This window comes from Trichococcus shcherbakoviae, assembly GCF_963666195.1.
Lineage (GTDB): Bacteria > Bacillota > Bacilli > Lactobacillales > Aerococcaceae > Trichococcus > Trichococcus shcherbakoviae.
This window is the reverse complement of sequence record NZ_OY762653.1, coordinates 2,606,309-2,622,927: the sequence shown is the minus strand read 5'-3', so window position 1 is coordinate 2,622,927 and position 16,619 is coordinate 2,606,309. Positions and strand designations below refer to the sequence as shown.

Annotated in this window: 13 protein-coding genes; 2 read left to right on the top strand and 11 right to left on the bottom strand. The window is 45.7% G+C overall.

Annotated elements, in window-relative coordinates:
* Positions 1-34 precede the first annotated feature (34 nt).
* The 6 genes from ACKPBX_RS12400 to ACKPBX_RS12375 form a co-directional block, all read right to left on the bottom strand.
* Entirely contained in the window at positions 35-1,324 is a 1,290-nt protein-coding gene (locus ACKPBX_RS12400) for a homoserine dehydrogenase (RefSeq protein ID WP_319995546.1), read from the bottom strand.
* A 189-nt stretch (positions 1,325-1,513) separates the two neighbouring features.
* On the bottom strand, positions 1,514-1,744 hold the full coding sequence (locus ACKPBX_RS12395) for a YkuJ family protein (protein WP_086628356.1): 231 nt from the start codon (positions 1,742-1,744) through the stop codon (positions 1,514-1,516).
* A 110-nt stretch (positions 1,745-1,854) separates the two neighbouring features.
* Positions 1,855-2,721: an NAD(P)-dependent oxidoreductase gene (locus ACKPBX_RS12390; protein WP_319995545.1), complete on the bottom strand. Its 867-nt coding sequence runs from the start codon at positions 2,719-2,721 to the stop codon at positions 1,855-1,857.
* Positions 2,722-2,840: 119 nt separating this feature from the next.
* Positions 2,841-4,034, bottom strand: coding sequence for a glycosyltransferase (locus tag ACKPBX_RS12385; RefSeq protein ID WP_319995544.1), 1,194 nt, complete (start codon positions 4,032-4,034; stop codon positions 2,841-2,843).
* Between the two features lie 238 nt (positions 4,035-4,272).
* The gene (gene ptsP / locus ACKPBX_RS12380) at positions 4,273-6,006 is read right to left on the bottom strand and encodes a phosphoenolpyruvate--protein phosphotransferase (RefSeq protein ID WP_119093170.1); all 1,734 of its coding nucleotides are present in this window, start codon (positions 6,004-6,006) and stop codon (positions 4,273-4,275) included.
* Between the two features lies 1 nt (position 6,007).
* Positions 6,008-6,274: a phosphocarrier protein HPr gene (locus ACKPBX_RS12375; protein WP_068559983.1), complete on the bottom strand. Its 267-nt coding sequence runs from the start codon at positions 6,272-6,274 to the stop codon at positions 6,008-6,010.
* Positions 6,275-6,671: 397 nt separating this feature from the next.
* On the opposite strand from ACKPBX_RS12375, the gene ACKPBX_RS12370 reads away from it, so the two are divergent.
* Both ACKPBX_RS12370 and ACKPBX_RS12365 read left to right on the top strand, forming a co-directional pair.
* On the top strand, positions 6,672-8,876 hold the full coding sequence (locus tag ACKPBX_RS12370) for an ATP-dependent Clp protease ATP-binding subunit (protein WP_319995543.1): 2,205 nt from the start codon (positions 6,672-6,674) through the stop codon (positions 8,874-8,876).
* A gap of 160 nt (positions 8,877-9,036) precedes the next feature.
* Positions 9,037-9,312, top strand: a complete 276-nt coding sequence (locus tag ACKPBX_RS12365) for a DUF1827 family protein (protein ID WP_068623254.1) — start codon at positions 9,037-9,039, stop codon at positions 9,310-9,312.
* A 100-nt stretch (positions 9,313-9,412) separates the two neighbouring features.
* Here the strand turns inward: ACKPBX_RS12365 and ACKPBX_RS12360 are convergent, their stop codons facing one another.
* The 5 genes from ACKPBX_RS12360 to ACKPBX_RS12340 all read right to left on the bottom strand — a co-directional run bounded on the left by ACKPBX_RS12360 (position 9,413) and on the right by ACKPBX_RS12340 (position 16,529).
* Complete coding sequence (locus ACKPBX_RS12360) at positions 9,413-10,990, bottom strand: peptide chain release factor 3 (protein ID WP_086628361.1); 1,578 nt, start codon at positions 10,988-10,990, stop codon at positions 9,413-9,415.
* A gap of 258 nt (positions 10,991-11,248) precedes the next feature.
* Positions 11,249-12,646 (bottom strand): hemolysin family protein, encoded by a 1,398-nt coding sequence (locus ACKPBX_RS12355; RefSeq protein WP_119093172.1) that lies wholly within the window; start codon positions 12,644-12,646, stop codon positions 11,249-11,251.
* A gap of 176 nt (positions 12,647-12,822) precedes the next feature.
* Complete coding sequence (locus ACKPBX_RS12350) at positions 12,823-14,181, bottom strand: FAD-dependent oxidoreductase (RefSeq protein WP_086628363.1); 1,359 nt, start codon at positions 14,179-14,181, stop codon at positions 12,823-12,825.
* 180 nt (positions 14,182-14,361) lie between these two features.
* Complete coding sequence (locus tag ACKPBX_RS12345; RefSeq protein WP_086628364.1) at positions 14,362-15,465, bottom strand: AI-2E family transporter; 1,104 nt, start codon at positions 15,463-15,465, stop codon at positions 14,362-14,364.
* Positions 15,453-16,529, bottom strand: a complete 1,077-nt coding sequence (locus ACKPBX_RS12340) for a M42 family metallopeptidase (RefSeq protein ID WP_119093174.1) — start codon at positions 16,527-16,529, stop codon at positions 15,453-15,455. The genes ACKPBX_RS12345 and ACKPBX_RS12340 overlap by 13 nt, the downstream gene beginning before the upstream one ends.
* Positions 16,530-16,619: the final 90 nt, after the last annotated feature.

The window sequence follows — 16,619 nt, the reverse complement described above, 5'->3', positions numbered from 1 at the left end:
TCTTTAGTGTGTTCGAAATACGAAAGAAATCCGATCAGTGTTCCAACACTTTGAAATGGACTTTCAATTTCATATCATCATTATCTTCCATCGCCTGGATGATTTCATTTTCTTGCGCTTTCGACATCGGATGCGTAACGATGACAATGATCGCTTTGCCGTTTGCCAATGGCTCTTGGATGATTTTATCGAAGCTGACTTCCGCAGTGGCGAAGATTTTCGCCAATTCCAAAAACTGTCCAGCACGATCGGTAACTTCCAAACGCATGAATACAGGATTGATAACCTGCTCAGGCTTCGCGATTCGGGTCTCTACCTCATATTCGTTAAAGATGTTCCCGGTGGTTCCCATAAGGATATTTTTAGCGATATTCATCACATCACTGACGACGGCTGTTGCGGTAGGCAACTCGCCAGCTCCAGCACCGTAGAACATCGTCTCCCCAAGGGCTTCCCCAGCCACAAAGACAGCATTCATTTCATTGTTGACGCTGGCCAAAGGATGTGATTCCGGAACAAATACCGGTCCGACTTCCACATTGACGCTGTCGTCGATTTTTTCGGCAGTACCGATCAGCTTGATTTTGTAGCCTAAACGATTCGCCAATTTGATGTCGTTGATGGAAACGTTGCGGATACCCGTCACTGCTACATCATCCAAAGTCACATCATTCGTTCCGAAGGCAAGACGAGCCAAAATGACCATTTTGCGCGCTGCATCCAACCCATCGACATCGCTTGTCGGATTTTTTTCAGCAAAGCCTAATTCCTGTGCCAATGCCAAGGCTTCATCGTAAGAGTAGCCTTCTTTGTCCATTTTCGTCATCATGAAGTTGGTCGTACCGTTCACGATTCCCATGACTTTTTGGATGTTGTCGGAAGCGAAACTTTCCGTGATCGCACGCAAGATCGGCACACCGCCAGCAACAGCTGCTTCATACAAGAAATCGCATTTGTTCGCTTTCGCCAGAGTGACCAATTCTTTTCCATGCAAAGCCACAAGATCTTTATTCGCTGAAACGACATGCTTTCCAGCAGCAAAAGCTTTGGAGATGTAGTCTTTTGCTGCCGGAACATATCCGATCAATTCTACTATGATCGAAATTTCTTCGTCATTCAAAATCTCATCAAAATTATCTGTGCAATGAACAGCATCGCCAAAGAACGTTTTGCATTTTTCGATATCGCGGTCCAGAACCGTTTTGATGACTACTTCCTGTCCGACGACTTGATTGATTTTATTTTGGTGGCCGCCGATGATGCGGGCAACGCCAGTCCCTATCGTTCCTAGTCCTAATAAACCTACGTAAATCTTGTTTGCCATTATTCCACCTCTTCAATTATTTCCTTATTACACAGTATACTGAATGTTGCGGAATTACTCTACATAAAAATTAAAAAATTTTAATGATTGCCACTTTATTCCCATGAAAATGGAAAAGACAAAAAAAGGCAGCGGGAAAATGAGCCGACTCATTTTCCCGCTGCCTTAGTTCATGCAAGGATGGATGAATTAATCTTGTAATAATTCGTAAATTTCGATGGCAACTAAATCAAGATCATCAAATTGATAAGTTTGGTTTGAATCGTGTTCTTCCAATTCAAAACTTTCCGTATCGCGGTTGTATTTAACGACGCAACGTTCTACGCCTGCTTTTTCAAAACGACGGATTTCGACATCACCATTGTCTTCCATCATTACTTCTAGGCGACGAAGGATCGCTGAGAGCTGTGAAGGTTTCATGATATTTCCCCTTTCAAGACTAACTTCTTATTTATTCTAGCATTTTTTTTCTGAGTGCGCATCAATTTACTGTAATTTACCCAAGAAAATCAATATTTGAGCAGTGCGCCTTATTCGCCCCACCAAAGCTTCACCAACGCTTGCGTACCATCATCAGCGAAACCTTTGTCCGCTAATTGTTCGTAAAGGAGCGACGCCTGTCTTGTAGCCGGCAAATCGATGCCCATCTTCTCCGCTTCATCCAGCGCAATTTTAAGGTCTTTGACAAAATGTTTGACGAAGAACCCTGCTGTGTAATCTTCCTTCAGGATTCGAGGACCATAGTTCGTCAAAGACCAGTTCGCGGCGCTGCCGGAACCGACTTGCTCGATTACGCGTTCCAGATCCAATCCGGCAGCTTTAGAATAAACAAGCAACTCGGTCATACCGGTCATCGTGCCTGCAACCATGATCTGGTTGGCCATTTTAGTGTGTTGGCCACTGCCGGCTGGTCCTTGCAGCATTACTTTGCTCGAAAAAACCGACAAGACATCTTTTGCGGCATCAAATGTTTCTTCATCTCCGCCTACCATCGTTGTGAGCGTTCCGTTCTGCGCACCCTTGTCTCCGCCTGATACCGGGGCATCCAGAGTCCGAATCCCTTTTTCTTTCCCAAAAGCATATATTTTTTCCGCCAATGTCGGCGTACTCGTCGTCATATCAATGAGAATATGGTGGTCATCCGCTTGCGAGAAGATTCCGGCATCACCAAAATAGGTCTCTTCAACGTCTGTCGGATAGCCTACTATCGTGATGATGATATCTGCTTGCGCCGTCACATCGGCCGGCGTATCGCACCATTTTGCCCCCTCTGCGATGACCGCATCAGCCCTGCTCTTCGTTCGATTATAGACATGGACAGGATAGCCCGCATTCAAAAGATGTCTGATCATGGATGAGCCCATGACACCCGTTCCTATAAAACCAATTTTTTCCATTTGTACAACCGTCCCTTCTAAACGCTATGTTAACAGTATACCTTACGCCTAGCGCAGATAAAAACAAAAAAGCGCCGGGAAACAGATTATCCAAGCAATCTGCTTCCCGGCGTTCAGGCTCAACGTTTGATTTTTTCCAGGAGATTCACTCTCAATTTCAATTCTTCGCGCGGCTGCGATTCATAAATGTCGATACTTGTTTGATAATAGCTCAATACGGCACCCGCAAATGCTTTTGAAGAAATTTCCTGCATCAGTTCATCCCATACTTCTTGGTTGATCGCAACATCGGAACTATGAAAAAAGTCCGCATAGGCGATGATTGTCTTGCCGATTTTGTCATCCTCTTCGAACAACATCCCTAAGCTATCCTCTGTTATCAGACCGGATAAATAGTCATTCCGTTTCGCGATGACCGGACACCCGTTCACGATTGATTCCAAGTAGGTCAAGCCTTGCGTCTCAGATTCTGAAGCATTGATATAAATATCCGCCATCTGGTAATATTCGCTCACATCTTCATTTCTCACTTCGCCGACGAAAATCACGTTTCGGGTCAAATCCATTTCCGACACCAGCGCTTCCAATTCATGGCGCATCGGCCCATCCCCGACAAACACAAGCTTCGCGGACGGGTAGGCTTCGACAACCTCAGGAAAGGCATGAACAAGCTTGTCCAGATTTTTTTCTGAGGACAACCTGCTGAGGGAGAGCAGCACCAATTCGGAATCCGAAATGCCCAACTCTTTGCGCTTGCTGGTTTTGATGCCGGCAATCCGTTCTGGTATCTTGACACCCGTTGGGATGACGCGGATTTCCTTGTAGATGTTGTAAGATGCCAATTTCTCCTTCATTTGCTCGCTTGGAGCAATGATGCCCATCGTACTGTTGCAGAAATAACGGGAGGCTATCTTAACAGCCCGGGGCTTCACAACTTTCCCTTTAGCGATGTAGTGCAGATATTTTTCGTACATGGTGTGGTAGGTATGCACTGTCGGAATCTGCAGCATATAGCCAACAAATTTGCCCGTCAATCCCAAACTGAACTCCGTATGCGTATGCACGATATCGATATTCTGTTTCTTCGCTTCCTTCAACGCTTTGTTCATCCCTTTCACCGCAACCCGACGATCTTTGAAAGACAAGAACGGGATACTGGTCAAACGGATTATATTTTCTTCAGCTTCGTCAGCTTTCGGGTCGGTTGTGGTAAAAATGATGACCTCATGACCTTCTGCCTCCAATTCCTCTTTCAAGGTGCGGATTGAAGTGGATACCCCGCTCACTTGAGGAAAATACGAATCTGTAAACATGCCTATTCTCATGATTTCACCTCGAAAAAATCCCATCAAATTTATAATTGCTCAATATATTCAGTATATAGAACATTCTGATATTTGTCACTCATCCCGCAGACCTACTTTTCAAAATATATCCGCCCGAAACGGGATGAGCATATAACGGACTGTATATCCATGATCGGTTTGAAATCGCAGGCACACAAAAAGGCCAGGCATGCAAGCATGCCCGGCCTTTTTAACCTGAATCGGCTTAGTCTACTAATTTAGCTTTCATTTCTTCAACCAATGCAATGACTTCTTCAACAGTCGTACATTCATTGATCGCTTTGTCCGCTAGTTTTTCCATTTCTTTGGAATCCAAGCGTTTCATCAAGCTGCGTGTTTTCAGGACGCTGGATGCGCTCATGGAGAACTCATCCAAACCAAGACCTACCAACAACGGAACCGCTGTTTGATCGCCGGCCATCTCGCCACACATACCAGTCCATTTGCCTTCAGCATGAGAAGCATCGATAACATGCTTGATCAGCGTAAGGATAGCTGGGTTGTATGGTTGATACAAGTACGAAACTTGTTGGTTCATGCGGTCTGCCGCCATTGTGTATTGGATCAAGTCATTTGTTCCGATACTGAAGAAATCTACTTCTTTAGCGAATTGATGAGCTAAAACAGCTGCTGCTGGGATTTCGATCATGATACCTACTTGGATATCATCAGCGACTTCTACGCCATCGGCTAATAGATTCGCTTTTTCTTCATCCAACATCGCTTTTGCAGCTCTGAATTCGTTCAGAGTCGAAATCATCGGGAACATGATGCGCAATTTACCGTAAACGGAAGCACGCAACAATGCACGCAATTGTGTACGGAACATTTCTGGCTCAGCCAAACAAATACGGATTGCACGGTAACCCAAGAATGGATTCATTTCTTTCGGCAATTCCAAATAAGGCAATTCTTTGTCCCCACCGATGTCCATTGTACGAACTACGACAGGTTTGCCTTCCATGCCTTCCAAAACAGTTTTATAAGCATCGAATTGCTCATCTTCTGTCGGGAAGTCCGAAGAATCCATGTACAGGAATTCAGTACGATATAGACCTACTGCTTCAGCGCCGTTGGCGATAACGCCTTCCAAATCTTTAGGCGTTCCGATATTGGCTGCCAATTCGATGTGTTTACCGTCTGCTGTCACTGTATCTGCATTCTTCAGTTTGTGCCATTCAGCTTGCATCGCAGAGAACTCTTCAGCTTTCTTCTTGTATGCAGCTAATGTTTCTTCATCAGGATTGATGAAGACGTCGCCGTCCAAACCATCCAAAATGATGATATCGCCATCTTTGACGATTTGTGTGATTTCTTTTGAACCTACGATTGCAGGAATCTCCAAAGAACGGGCCATGATTGCGCTGTGGGATGTGCGTCCACCGATGTCGGTAACGAATCCTTTTACATAATCACGGTTCAATTGAGCAGTATCACTAGGAGTCAAATCTTTTGCAACGACGATCACTTCTTCAGTGATTGACGATGGGTTAGGGATTTTGACGCCCAACAAGTGGCTCAATACACGCTCCGTAACGTCGCGGATATCCGCAGCACGTTCTTGCATGTATGGATTGTCTTCCATCGCTTCGAACATACCGATGAACATGCCGGCAACATCAGAAAGTGCTGATTCAGCATTCACACCGTTGTCGCGGATGTTGGAGTTCATTGATCCAATCATTTCTGGATCGGATAATACCATTAAATGTGCATCAAAAACTTGTGCTTCTTCTTCGCCAAGTGACACTGCCGCTTTGTCTCTGATTGCACTTACCTCTGATTTAGCGGTTTCAAAGCTTTGCAAAAGGCGAGCAATTTCGCCTTCTGAATCTTCCACTTTACGCTTCTCAAAGGATAGATCCGGTTCAGTAAGCAAATACGCTTTCGCGATTGCAATACCGTCACTAGCTGCTATTCCTTGTAAGTGGTTTTTCATATTACTCTGCTAGCCCTTCTTTTACCATTGTTTCAGTGATTCCAGCCATAGCGTCTGCTTCGTCCGGACCTTCTGCAGTGATGACAACATCAGCGCCTTGGCCTACGCCTAATGACATTACACCCATGATGGATTTTAAGTTAACTGATTTACCTTTGTATTCTAAATTGATATCTGAATTAAATTTGCTTGCAGTTTGCACCAATAAAGTTGCTGGACGTGCGTGAATCCCTGTTTCTGCGATTACGTGATATTCTTTTCTTTCCATGTCATAAACCCCTTTTGAGATGTATTTATTTAAGGTATTTTTAATACGTTTCCATTATAACAGAAAAATGGAAACACGGACTAAAAATAACCCTTTCATTGAATAAGATTACCATCTTTCGCTTTATACTACAACTGTTTTAACCAGATTCGTTCAAATTTTTGTCATAATTGCCGAAATGCCACTAATTTAATACAACCATTCCGTTAGGCTGAATGGCGTCCCGCTATAAAATTTTCGTTTCGTTTCAAGGCAAACTACTTGAAAGTCAAAATAGGTCAATGTATAATGGGATCATAAGGTCAGAGTTGGTCAGGATACCTTCTCACGAGAATTCCTTAGCCGTTACTACTATAATATACATGTAGCTATGATCCACATAGAAAGGAAGATTGCCATGCTTTGTCAAAATTGCGAAAAAAACCAAGCTTCCATTCATCTGTATGCCAGCGTGAATGGACAAAGACGCCAAATCGACTTATGCCAGAGTTGCTATCAAGAATTCAAAGCCGCTCAATCGCAACAAAACAATCCGAATCCAAGATCCCAAGGCCCTGTAGACCCTTTTTCTTTCGGTAATCTGGATTCCTTCTTCAAGAAAATGCAGCAAAACCAAGAACAGAATTTCCAACAGCCTCCTGCCCCTGAATCTGCCCGTGGAGGAAAAGGCGGCGGCAAAGGCGGCTTGCTGGACGAATACGGCATCAACCTGACGCAATTGGCCCGCGATGGCGGCATCGATCCTGTCATCGGAAGAGACAGTGAAATCGCACGCGTCATCGAAATCCTGAATCGCCGCACGAAAAACAATCCGGTACTCACAGGCGAGGCTGGAGTCGGCAAAACAGCTGTGGTGGAAGGCCTTGCCCAAAAAATCGTGGACGGTGATGTTCCTCAGAAATTGCTGGACAAAGAAGTGATCCGCTTGGATGTCGTCTCACTCGTCCAAGGAACCGGCATCCGCGGCCAATTCGAGGAACGGATGCAGAAATTGATGGATGAAATCCGTGCAAACAAACAAATCATCCTCTTCATCGATGAAATCCATGAAATCGTCGGGGCAGGAAACGCTGAGGGAAGCATGGATGCAGGCAATATCCTGAAGCCCGCCCTTGCGAGAGGCGAACTGCAATTGGTCGGCGCCACGACGCTGAATGAGTACCGCAGAATCGAAAAAGACGCTGCTTTGGAACGCCGATTCCAGCCCGTCCGGGTGAATGAACCGACACCTGAACAGACTTTGATCATTCTCCAAGGCATCCGTCCGAAATACGAAGATTATCATCACGTCAAATATTCGGATAAAGCACTGGAAGCGGCTGTCAAATTATCGCACCGCTATATCCAGGATCGCTTCCTTCCGGACAAAGCCATCGACTTGCTCGATGAGTCCGGATCCAAAAAGAACCTGACCATTAAGCCCATCGATCCGCAACAGATCGAGGAACGCATCGAAGCGGCGGAACAGGAAAAACAAGCAGCCCTGCATGCGGAAGATTACGAAAAAGCTGCCTATTATCGCGATCAGATCACCAATCTGAACAAGATGAAACAGAATCCGACGCCGGCCGATGGCGATCCCGTCGTCACGGAACAGGATATCCAAAAGATTATTGAGATCAAAACAAATATTCCGGTAGGTGAGTTACTTGAAAAAGAACAAACGCAATTGAGGAATCTTGATAGCGATCTGAAGAAAAATGTCATCGGCCAGGACGAAGCCATCGACAAAGTATCCAAAGCGATCCGCAGAAACCGGATCGGATTAAGCCGCAAAAACCGCCCGATCGGCTCCTTCTTGTTTGTGGGACCTACCGGTGTCGGCAAGACCGAATTGGCCAAACAGTTGGCGATCGAAATGTTCGGGACCGAGGATGCGATTATCCGCTTCGATATGAGCGAATACATGGAAAAACACGCCGTCTCCAAATTGATCGGTTCGCCTCCTGGGTACATCGGCTACGACGAAGCCGGCCAATTGACCGAGCGTGTCCGCCGCAGTCCCTACAGCATTCTGCTTCTCGATGAAGTCGAAAAAGCCCACCCGGACGTGATGCATCTCTTCCTGCAGATCCTTGATGACGGCCGCCTGACGGACTCCCAAGGCAGAACCGTCAGCTTCAAGGACACCATCATCATCATGACCAGCAACGCCGGCACAGGCGTCCAGGAAGCAAGTGTAGGTTTCGGCGCAGCCATGAAAGGCAAGACGCATTCCATCCTGAATCGCTTGAGCGATTACTTCAAACCTGAATTCATCAACCGCTTCGATGCGATCGTCGAGTTCAACCAATTGTCCAAAGAGAATTTGAGCAGCATCGTCACGCTTATGTTGGATGACGTCAACGAATTGCTTAAGGATAAAGAAATCAGCGTTACTGTCTCACAGAAAGCAAAAAACCGCCTCATCGATCTGGGCTATGACCCAAGCATGGGTGCACGTCCACTGCGCCGTGTCATCCAGGATCAGATTGAGGACCAGGTAGCCGAATTCTACTTGGATAATCCTAAAATCAAAGATTTATTTGTCGACGCAGATGAAGAAGGCAATCTGATGGTCGTCAGCAAAGTCGAACGCACAGAAACAACGGTATCTGAATAAGATACGCTTTCGCAAAGGCAAGAGTTCATGAATGGACTCTTGCCTTTTTCTTTTGAAAGGCAATGAAAATTATTCATTTATTTCTTTACCCTTTAAATAAATCAACAGTTGTTATATAATTATTCTATAAACAGCCAACCTAAGTTAGGGGTGTTCGTCCATGAAATTGATCGATGTTACAAATAGCCACGCTGATCTTGTACGTGAGCAATTGGCCAACACCGATGCTCAATTTGTCAAAGTGTATTCTTTGGGACAAACTACAGTCATCTTTACCGGTGCCGCAACACATGAGGATGTCATCATCCTCAACAAAAATCGTCGCGTAAAACAAAGCGAAATCGACTTTGTGCTGACGAAATTGTTGCACCTTACCGTTGACGATGTGGAAGTTATGCCTGGTCATAACTTCGTGGAGCTATCTCATCTGAAATGATTGACATTTTCTGCACTCGAAAAAAACTCTTCTTAACGCAAAACGCACACTGCTTTTTCGGCAATGTGCGTTTTTTGTTTTGTTTTTTGTTTTGTTCAAATCAAAGCAAAGCTGTCAATTTGACTTCCGGATATTTATCCTCGAACCAGCGCATAGCAAATTGGTTTTCGAAAAGGAATACGGGGTTGCCGAAACGGTCGCGGCACAATAAGTTACGGCTTGAGGACATGTTCGGATCCAGATCATCCGAATCGATCCAGCGGGCAATTTTGGAGCCCATCGGCGTCATTTCGACCTCCGCGTTGTATTCATGCAGCAAACGGTACTGGAACACTTCAAACTGCAATTGGCCGACCGCACCCAGAATGTAATCTTCTGTATGGTAGGTTTTGTACAATTGGATGGCTCCTTCTTGAACCAACTGTTGCACACCTTTATGGAAAGATTTCTGCTTCATGACATTTTTCGGAGTGACTTTCATGAACAATTCCGGTGTAAATTGCGGCAACGCTTCGAACTGAAGGCCTTTTTTGCCTTCATAGATTGTATCGCCGATTTGGAAGTTACCGGTGTCGTACAGTCCGATGATGTCGCCCGCTACAGCCGTTTGGACTTGCTCACGGGAATCGGCCATGAACTGCGTCGTATGCGCCAGTTTGATCTTTTTGCCGGTGCGGTGAACAAAAACGTCCATTCCGGGCTTGAATTCACCGGAGCAGACCCGCACGAAGGCAATCCTGTCTCGGTGAGCGGGATTCATATTTGCTTGGATCTTGAAGATGAAGCCGGTAAAGTTTTCGTCCGTAGGTTCCACAATCTCTTCCGCTACGGTCACATGCTCACTTGGGCTTGGAGCAAAATCCACAAAGGCATCTAAGAATGTCTGGACGCCGAATCCAGTCAAAGCTGATCCAAAGAAGACAGGCGTCAATTTCCCGGCTGCGATCGCTTCTTCCGAAAAGTCGTTGCCCGCCTCTTTCAACAATTGAACATCTTCAACTGCTTGGGTATAGATGGTTGATTGCGTCACTTGGTAATCGCCTTCGATTTCGCCATCTTCATTCAGCGGCAGGAAATCGTTGTCTTCATTTTCTTCAGGATGAGTCAATTCCACGCGATTATTGTAGATGTCATACAGACCCAACAAATTTTTCCCCATGCCCATCGGCCAGTTCATCGGATAGGCCTCGATCCCCAAAACTTCTTCCAATTCCGCAATCAGATCCATCGGCTCGCGGCCATCACGGTCCATTTTATTGATGAAGGTAAAGATCGGAATCCCTCTCATGCTGCAGACTTTGAATAATTTCTTTGTCTGGGGCTCAATACCCTTCCCGCTGTCGATGACCATCACTGCGCTATCCACAGCCATCAGCGTACGGTACGTATCTTCCGAGAAATCCTCGTGCCCGGGCGTATCCAAAATATTGATCTGTTTTCCGTCATAATCAACCTGCATGACCGAACTGGTTACCGAAATACCCCTTTGTTTTTCGATATCCATCCAATCCGATTTGGCGAATCTGCCTGATTTTTTCCCTTTTACCGTCCCTGCTTGGCGGATTGCGCCCCCGAACAACAACAACTGCTCCGTGATGGTCGTTTTACCGGCATCCGGATGGGAAATGATGGCAAAAGTTCTTCTTGCTTTTACTTTATCTGCTAATGTTTGAGTCATATTGTTCCCCTTTTTCCAAATATCTCCATCGTGAACGCTATCTACACAAAAAGATAGCATGAGCAATATGCACACGCTAACCCACGATAATACCTTTGTTATTATACAAGAAATCCGAGCATTCCACAAGATTGTCGTTGCATCAGCATGCAGCCCGCAGTTACGTGTTGCTATCTGTGTGCATGCCAAGGAGCCCTATTGCAAAAAACAGCCTCGCCCTGACCGACTTTTATCGATCCGGGCAAGACTGCTCAGTATTCATTTTGTTTCTTCTGTTAAATCAGCGGCTTCTTCAGCCTCTGCCGCTGCCTTGTCCTCTTTGAAACGTTCTTTTGCGGGGCGATCATTTTCGTTCATATAAGACACCCCGACTTTCAACAGGCGGCGATTGTCGAACTCCAACGTTTTGATGACCAATCCGTTCTCTTCGATGGATGCTTCCTCATTTTCTTCTGGAAACTCACCCAACTCCGTCAACAAATAACCGGCGATCGTATCGACATCCGCCGATTCAAATTGCGTGCCAAAATAGTCATTGAAACGATGCAAAGGCGTAGCCCCATCGGCTTCGTATACATTATCACCGATCCGCGCGATCAGCACATAACTTTCATCGTATTCATCCTCGATATCGCCAACGATTTCTTCGAGAATGTCCTCCAAGGTCACAATCCCCACCATGCCGCCATATTCGTCATGTAGCAACGCCAATTGGTTATGGCTTTTCTTCAGATAGGACATCAATTCATCCGTAAGGATTGTTTCCGGAACAAAAAGAGGCTCATTCATGATTTTTCGCAGATCAATCTGATTTATAGGGGTATCCTTGGATTCCTTCAACAAATTCTTCAGATGCAACACACCAATGATATTGTCCTTGTCATCTTCATAAATCGGTATGCGGGTATACGGGGAATCCAATGCGGCTTCTATGTTCTCCTCGACATCATCGTTCACATTCAGCATGAAGGTATCCGTCCGCGGCACCATAACCTCCCGGGCCATTTTGTTGTCCATGGAAAGCACCCCTTTCAGCATATTGAATTCCATCCTTTCGATGGTCCCTTCATCACTGCTCTTCTCCAGCAGCTCGCGCACTTCTTCGCGCGAAAACATATCGTTGCCGCTCGTGAACGTGATCGGCGTCATTTTTTCCAACACACTGGTGGAAAAGGATAGGAACCAAACGAAGGGTTTCATCAGCTTTTGAACGACAGTGATGAAGCCTGCACCTGCCCGCGCCACTTCTTCCGGGCGCTGCAACCCCAGTTGTTTCGGATACAGTTCACCGAATACCAAGGAAATATAGGAGAGTGCTAGCGTGACAATCAGAATGGCAGCCTGTTCAGCTCCGGGTATATTACTCAAATAGGGGTCGAGTCTGGCTGCGAAAGTATTGGCAGCTGAAGCACTGGAAAGGAAGCCCGCGAAAGTAATGGCAACTTGGATAGTCGCCAAAAAATCATCGGAATGGTCCAAAAGCGCCAAAATTTTTCGCGCTTTTTCATCCCCTTTGATGGCCTGGTTCGCCACCCTATTTTTGTTCAATGAAACAAATGCGATTTCGGATGCCGCAAAAAATGCGTTCACCAATGTCAATACCGCAATCAGCAGCAGTTGCCAAAGCAAGGTCTGATTACTGGGGTCTGTGGTCATAGATTGTTTCTCCTTCGTTTTAATATCTCTTTGAAAGTTCATTGTTACCTTTCATTATCTAATGACCCGGCAAAAAAAACAAGTGTTTTATCCGGAAACACCGTCCATCCCATAAAGAACCCCTCCGTTAATCACCTGAGCGATTAACGGAGGGGTTCCAAATTTAAGGAATTGAATTATTTAGCAGCTAATTCTGCTTCTTGTTCCAATGCTTTTTGAGCCAACAAGTTCAAGTAGTTCCAAGGACGGTCAAAATGAGGTTGGAAGAAGAAGTCCACAAGAGCCAAATCTTCAATCGTCATTTTGTTTTGGATAGCCAATGATAAGGTATTGGCTGATTGTGTGATGTCGTACTTGGACATCAACTGTCCGCCGACGATGCGGTTCGTACCTACTTCGTAGACAAGTTTCATCAACACTTTTTCATTTGATGGCATGAATTCCGGACGGTAGAAGTCTTCCAGAACTACGGAGCGTGTTTCAAGTCCGAAAGCTTCAGCACTTGCATCGTTCACACCGGTAGAACCGATAGTGAAGCCATTCAGGTACAATCCGGAAGTGGATTGGGTTCCGCGGTATTTCATTTTAGGTCCGTTGATATTTTTACCAACCAACAATCCCATGCGCACAGCGTTTGTTGCCAATGGAATATATGCATGTCCGCCGTTCGGATTGTAGTTTACCGCACAGCTGTCGCCTGCTGCATAAACGTCAGGCAAGCTTGTTTGCATGTAGTCATTCACGATGATGGCACCGTTCTTCATCATGTCCACTTGGCCTTTGACAAGGTCAGTGTTCGGTCTGAAGCCTACGCATAAGATGACCATTTCAGCTTCGTATTCTCCGCCTGTCGTTACAACAGTTGTGATGTCTCCAGCTTCGTTATCTTTGAAGCCTTTAACCATTTCATTCAATTGTACTTTTACGCCATGTGCGCGCAAGTCATCTTCAAGGATGTCCGTAAATTCAGAATCCAAATATTTATTTAAAATGCGATCCAAACCATCGACCAACGTCACTTCTTTACCGTCGTTAGCAAAAGCTTCAACTAACTCGATACCGATGTAGCCGCCGCCGACAACGACGATTTTCTTTTTATCGTCTTTGCGTGCGATGATTTCTTTTGCTTGGTTATAGTTTTTGCAAAGCAAAACATTTTTGCTCTGGATTCCTTCGATTGGCGGGATGATTGGCCATGAGCCGATCGTTAAAACTAACTTGTCATATGTGTCTTGAAATTCTTCGCCGGTAACTAAGTTTTTCACAGAAACAGTTTTAGCTGCTGTATCAATGTTTGTTACATCATGTTGCATGTTTACGTTTGCGCCTAGTGAAGCAAGCTCCTCAGGGTTAGAGTAGAATAATCCTTGTGGATCTTTCACGACACCGCCGACGTAGAGCGCAATCCCGCATGACAAGAATGAAACGTTGTCGTTTCTTTCGTATACTGTTAATTCAGTACCTGGATTCTCCTTCAAAATTGTCTTCACTGCTGACGTTCCGGCATGTGTACATCCCACTACGATTACTTTCATTGTACTTCCTCCTAAAATTTCCGTATTAATATATTTTGCACAAACCAATTGCCGCCGTTCTCATAATTCATAATAAAAACTGCACAAATTGACTCGTTATGCCCTTAACACTTTTTACATAATAAAGGATTCCAAAGGTAAAAAGCAATCAATAACCCTTGGAATCCACATTAATTTTTATTATTCTTTATATAACACTTTTTTCTTTCTGTTTTTGACGTAACGGTGGACATATTGGACGATGGTTTTCACGACTGCATACGCGGGAATCGCCAATATCATTCCCAGAACGCCGGATATTTTGCCTACAGCCAACAGCAGAAACAGAATCGTCAGCGGATGCATATCCAACGTTTTCCCCAAGACGTTCGGTGAAATGATGTTCGATTCAACTTGCTGTACCACCAACACAACGACACAGACCAACAGCGCTTTTGTCGGGGAGACTGTCAATCCGATTATCGCTGCCGGAATCAAGCCGATGTATGGCCCCAGGTATGGAATGATGTTCGTGATGGCTGCCGTGACCCCCAGCAGGAAGGCGTACGGAAGTCCGATCAGCAGATACCCGATAAAGGTGAATGTCCCGACGAACAGACATACAAGTGCCTGCCCGCTGATGTATTTGGCGATGGTTTTATTGATTTCCTTGAACAACGCTAGTACATCGGAGGAATATTCATGCGGCAGCAATTGAGCGACCGCTTCAGGAAACTTATGTCCATCCTTCAGCATGTAGAAAAAAATCAATGGAATGATGATGACAAGCAACGCGATGTTGGCTACAGCTGAGAGCACGGAACCGATGCTGCCCGTCAAGCCGTTCAGGAAGGCGCTGATGCTGCTTTGGACATTTCCGCTCAACTGAGACAATTGGGTTGGGATATCCAGTCGCTGAACCCATTCCTGTTCAATCACTTGTTGATAGAGTTTATTCAAGGAACGGACCACGCTAGGCAAATTAGTCAACAGTTCTCCGATTTGGCTTACGAGATTCGGAATAAGCCCCAAAAAAGAGAAGATGACGATGCCGATCAGCAGAACCATGACAATGAGGATGCCTATCGGCCGTTTGATGTTCAGCCTGTTCTCGAGCATTTCGATGAACGGAGTGAAAATATAATACAGAAACCCCGCCACAAGCACCGGCGTGAAGATCGTCGAGATGAAGGTGCCGATCGGATAAAAAATAAAGTCGATTTTGGTTGACACCCATATCAGGCACGCCATCACTAAAAGCCAAACACTCCAGTAAAGCAGATTCGTTTTCCTTAATTGTTCCATTCAATATCCCCTTGTTTCTCAGGCAGTTTGCCGATCATCAGGGCGGACAGGTACGCTTCCAACAGTTTGGAGCAGGCTTCCAAGGACTTCCGATGGGTACGTTCATAAGCATGGCTTGCATCGATCCCCGGTCCGATCAACGCGTGGCGGACGTCCCAACCCGCTTTCATGGCTGCGGAAGCATCACTGCCGTAAAACGGATAGATATCCAGCTTATAAGGAATCTCCTGTGATTCGCATAATCCGACCAACTGCTGCCGAAGTCCGAAGTGATAAGGACCCGATCCATCTTTCACGCAGATGGACACGGTGTATTCGTCAGTCTGCTGGTCGTCGCCCATCGCGCCCATATCGACGGCCAAATATTCCACCGTGTGCGGCGGCATATTCGAGTTGCCCCCGTAGCCGATTTCCTCATTGTTCGAAAAGAAGAAACAAGTCGTGTAAGGCAGTGTCAATTTTTCGTCCGCGATGCGGTGCAGGAACTGCAGCAGGATAGCCGCGCTGGCTTTATCGTCCAGATGCCTTGATTTGATGTAACCGGACGGGGTAATTTCTGTCCGAGGCGCAAAGCTTATGAAATCCCCTACTCTGATGCCAAGCGCAGAGACATCTTTGGCGGTGTGCACTTCTGCATCCAGCCGGATCTCCATATTGTCCTGGTTTCGCTCAGCCGTACGTGCATCCTTATAGACATGGACGCTCGTTTGGTGCAACAGTATTGTTCCCGTCCAATCTTTCCCTGTAGCCGCACTATGGACCGTACAATATTCCCCATCTATGGAATGGTAGGTAAAGCCGCCGATCAGGTCGATTTTCAGTCTTCCGTCCGGTTTGATTGCGCGCACCATCGCTCCCAGCGTATCGATATGCGCTGTCACGAATCGTCTGCTTTGATCTTCAGCGCCTTTAACCGTCACCATCAGACTGCCCTTATGATTCCTTTCAGGTTGGTACCCCTTCCGTTTCAGGTTTTCATCCAAAAAATCGATGATTTCCGCGGTATACCCAGTCGGCGATGGGATGTTTGTCAATTGTTGGATCGTTTCAATTATGTCTGGCATAAATTATTTCCTCCTCTTGCTGATTATATAAGTATAGCAAAAGAACCCAACAAAATGAGGCAAAAACAATTAATTCAGACAAAAAATGCC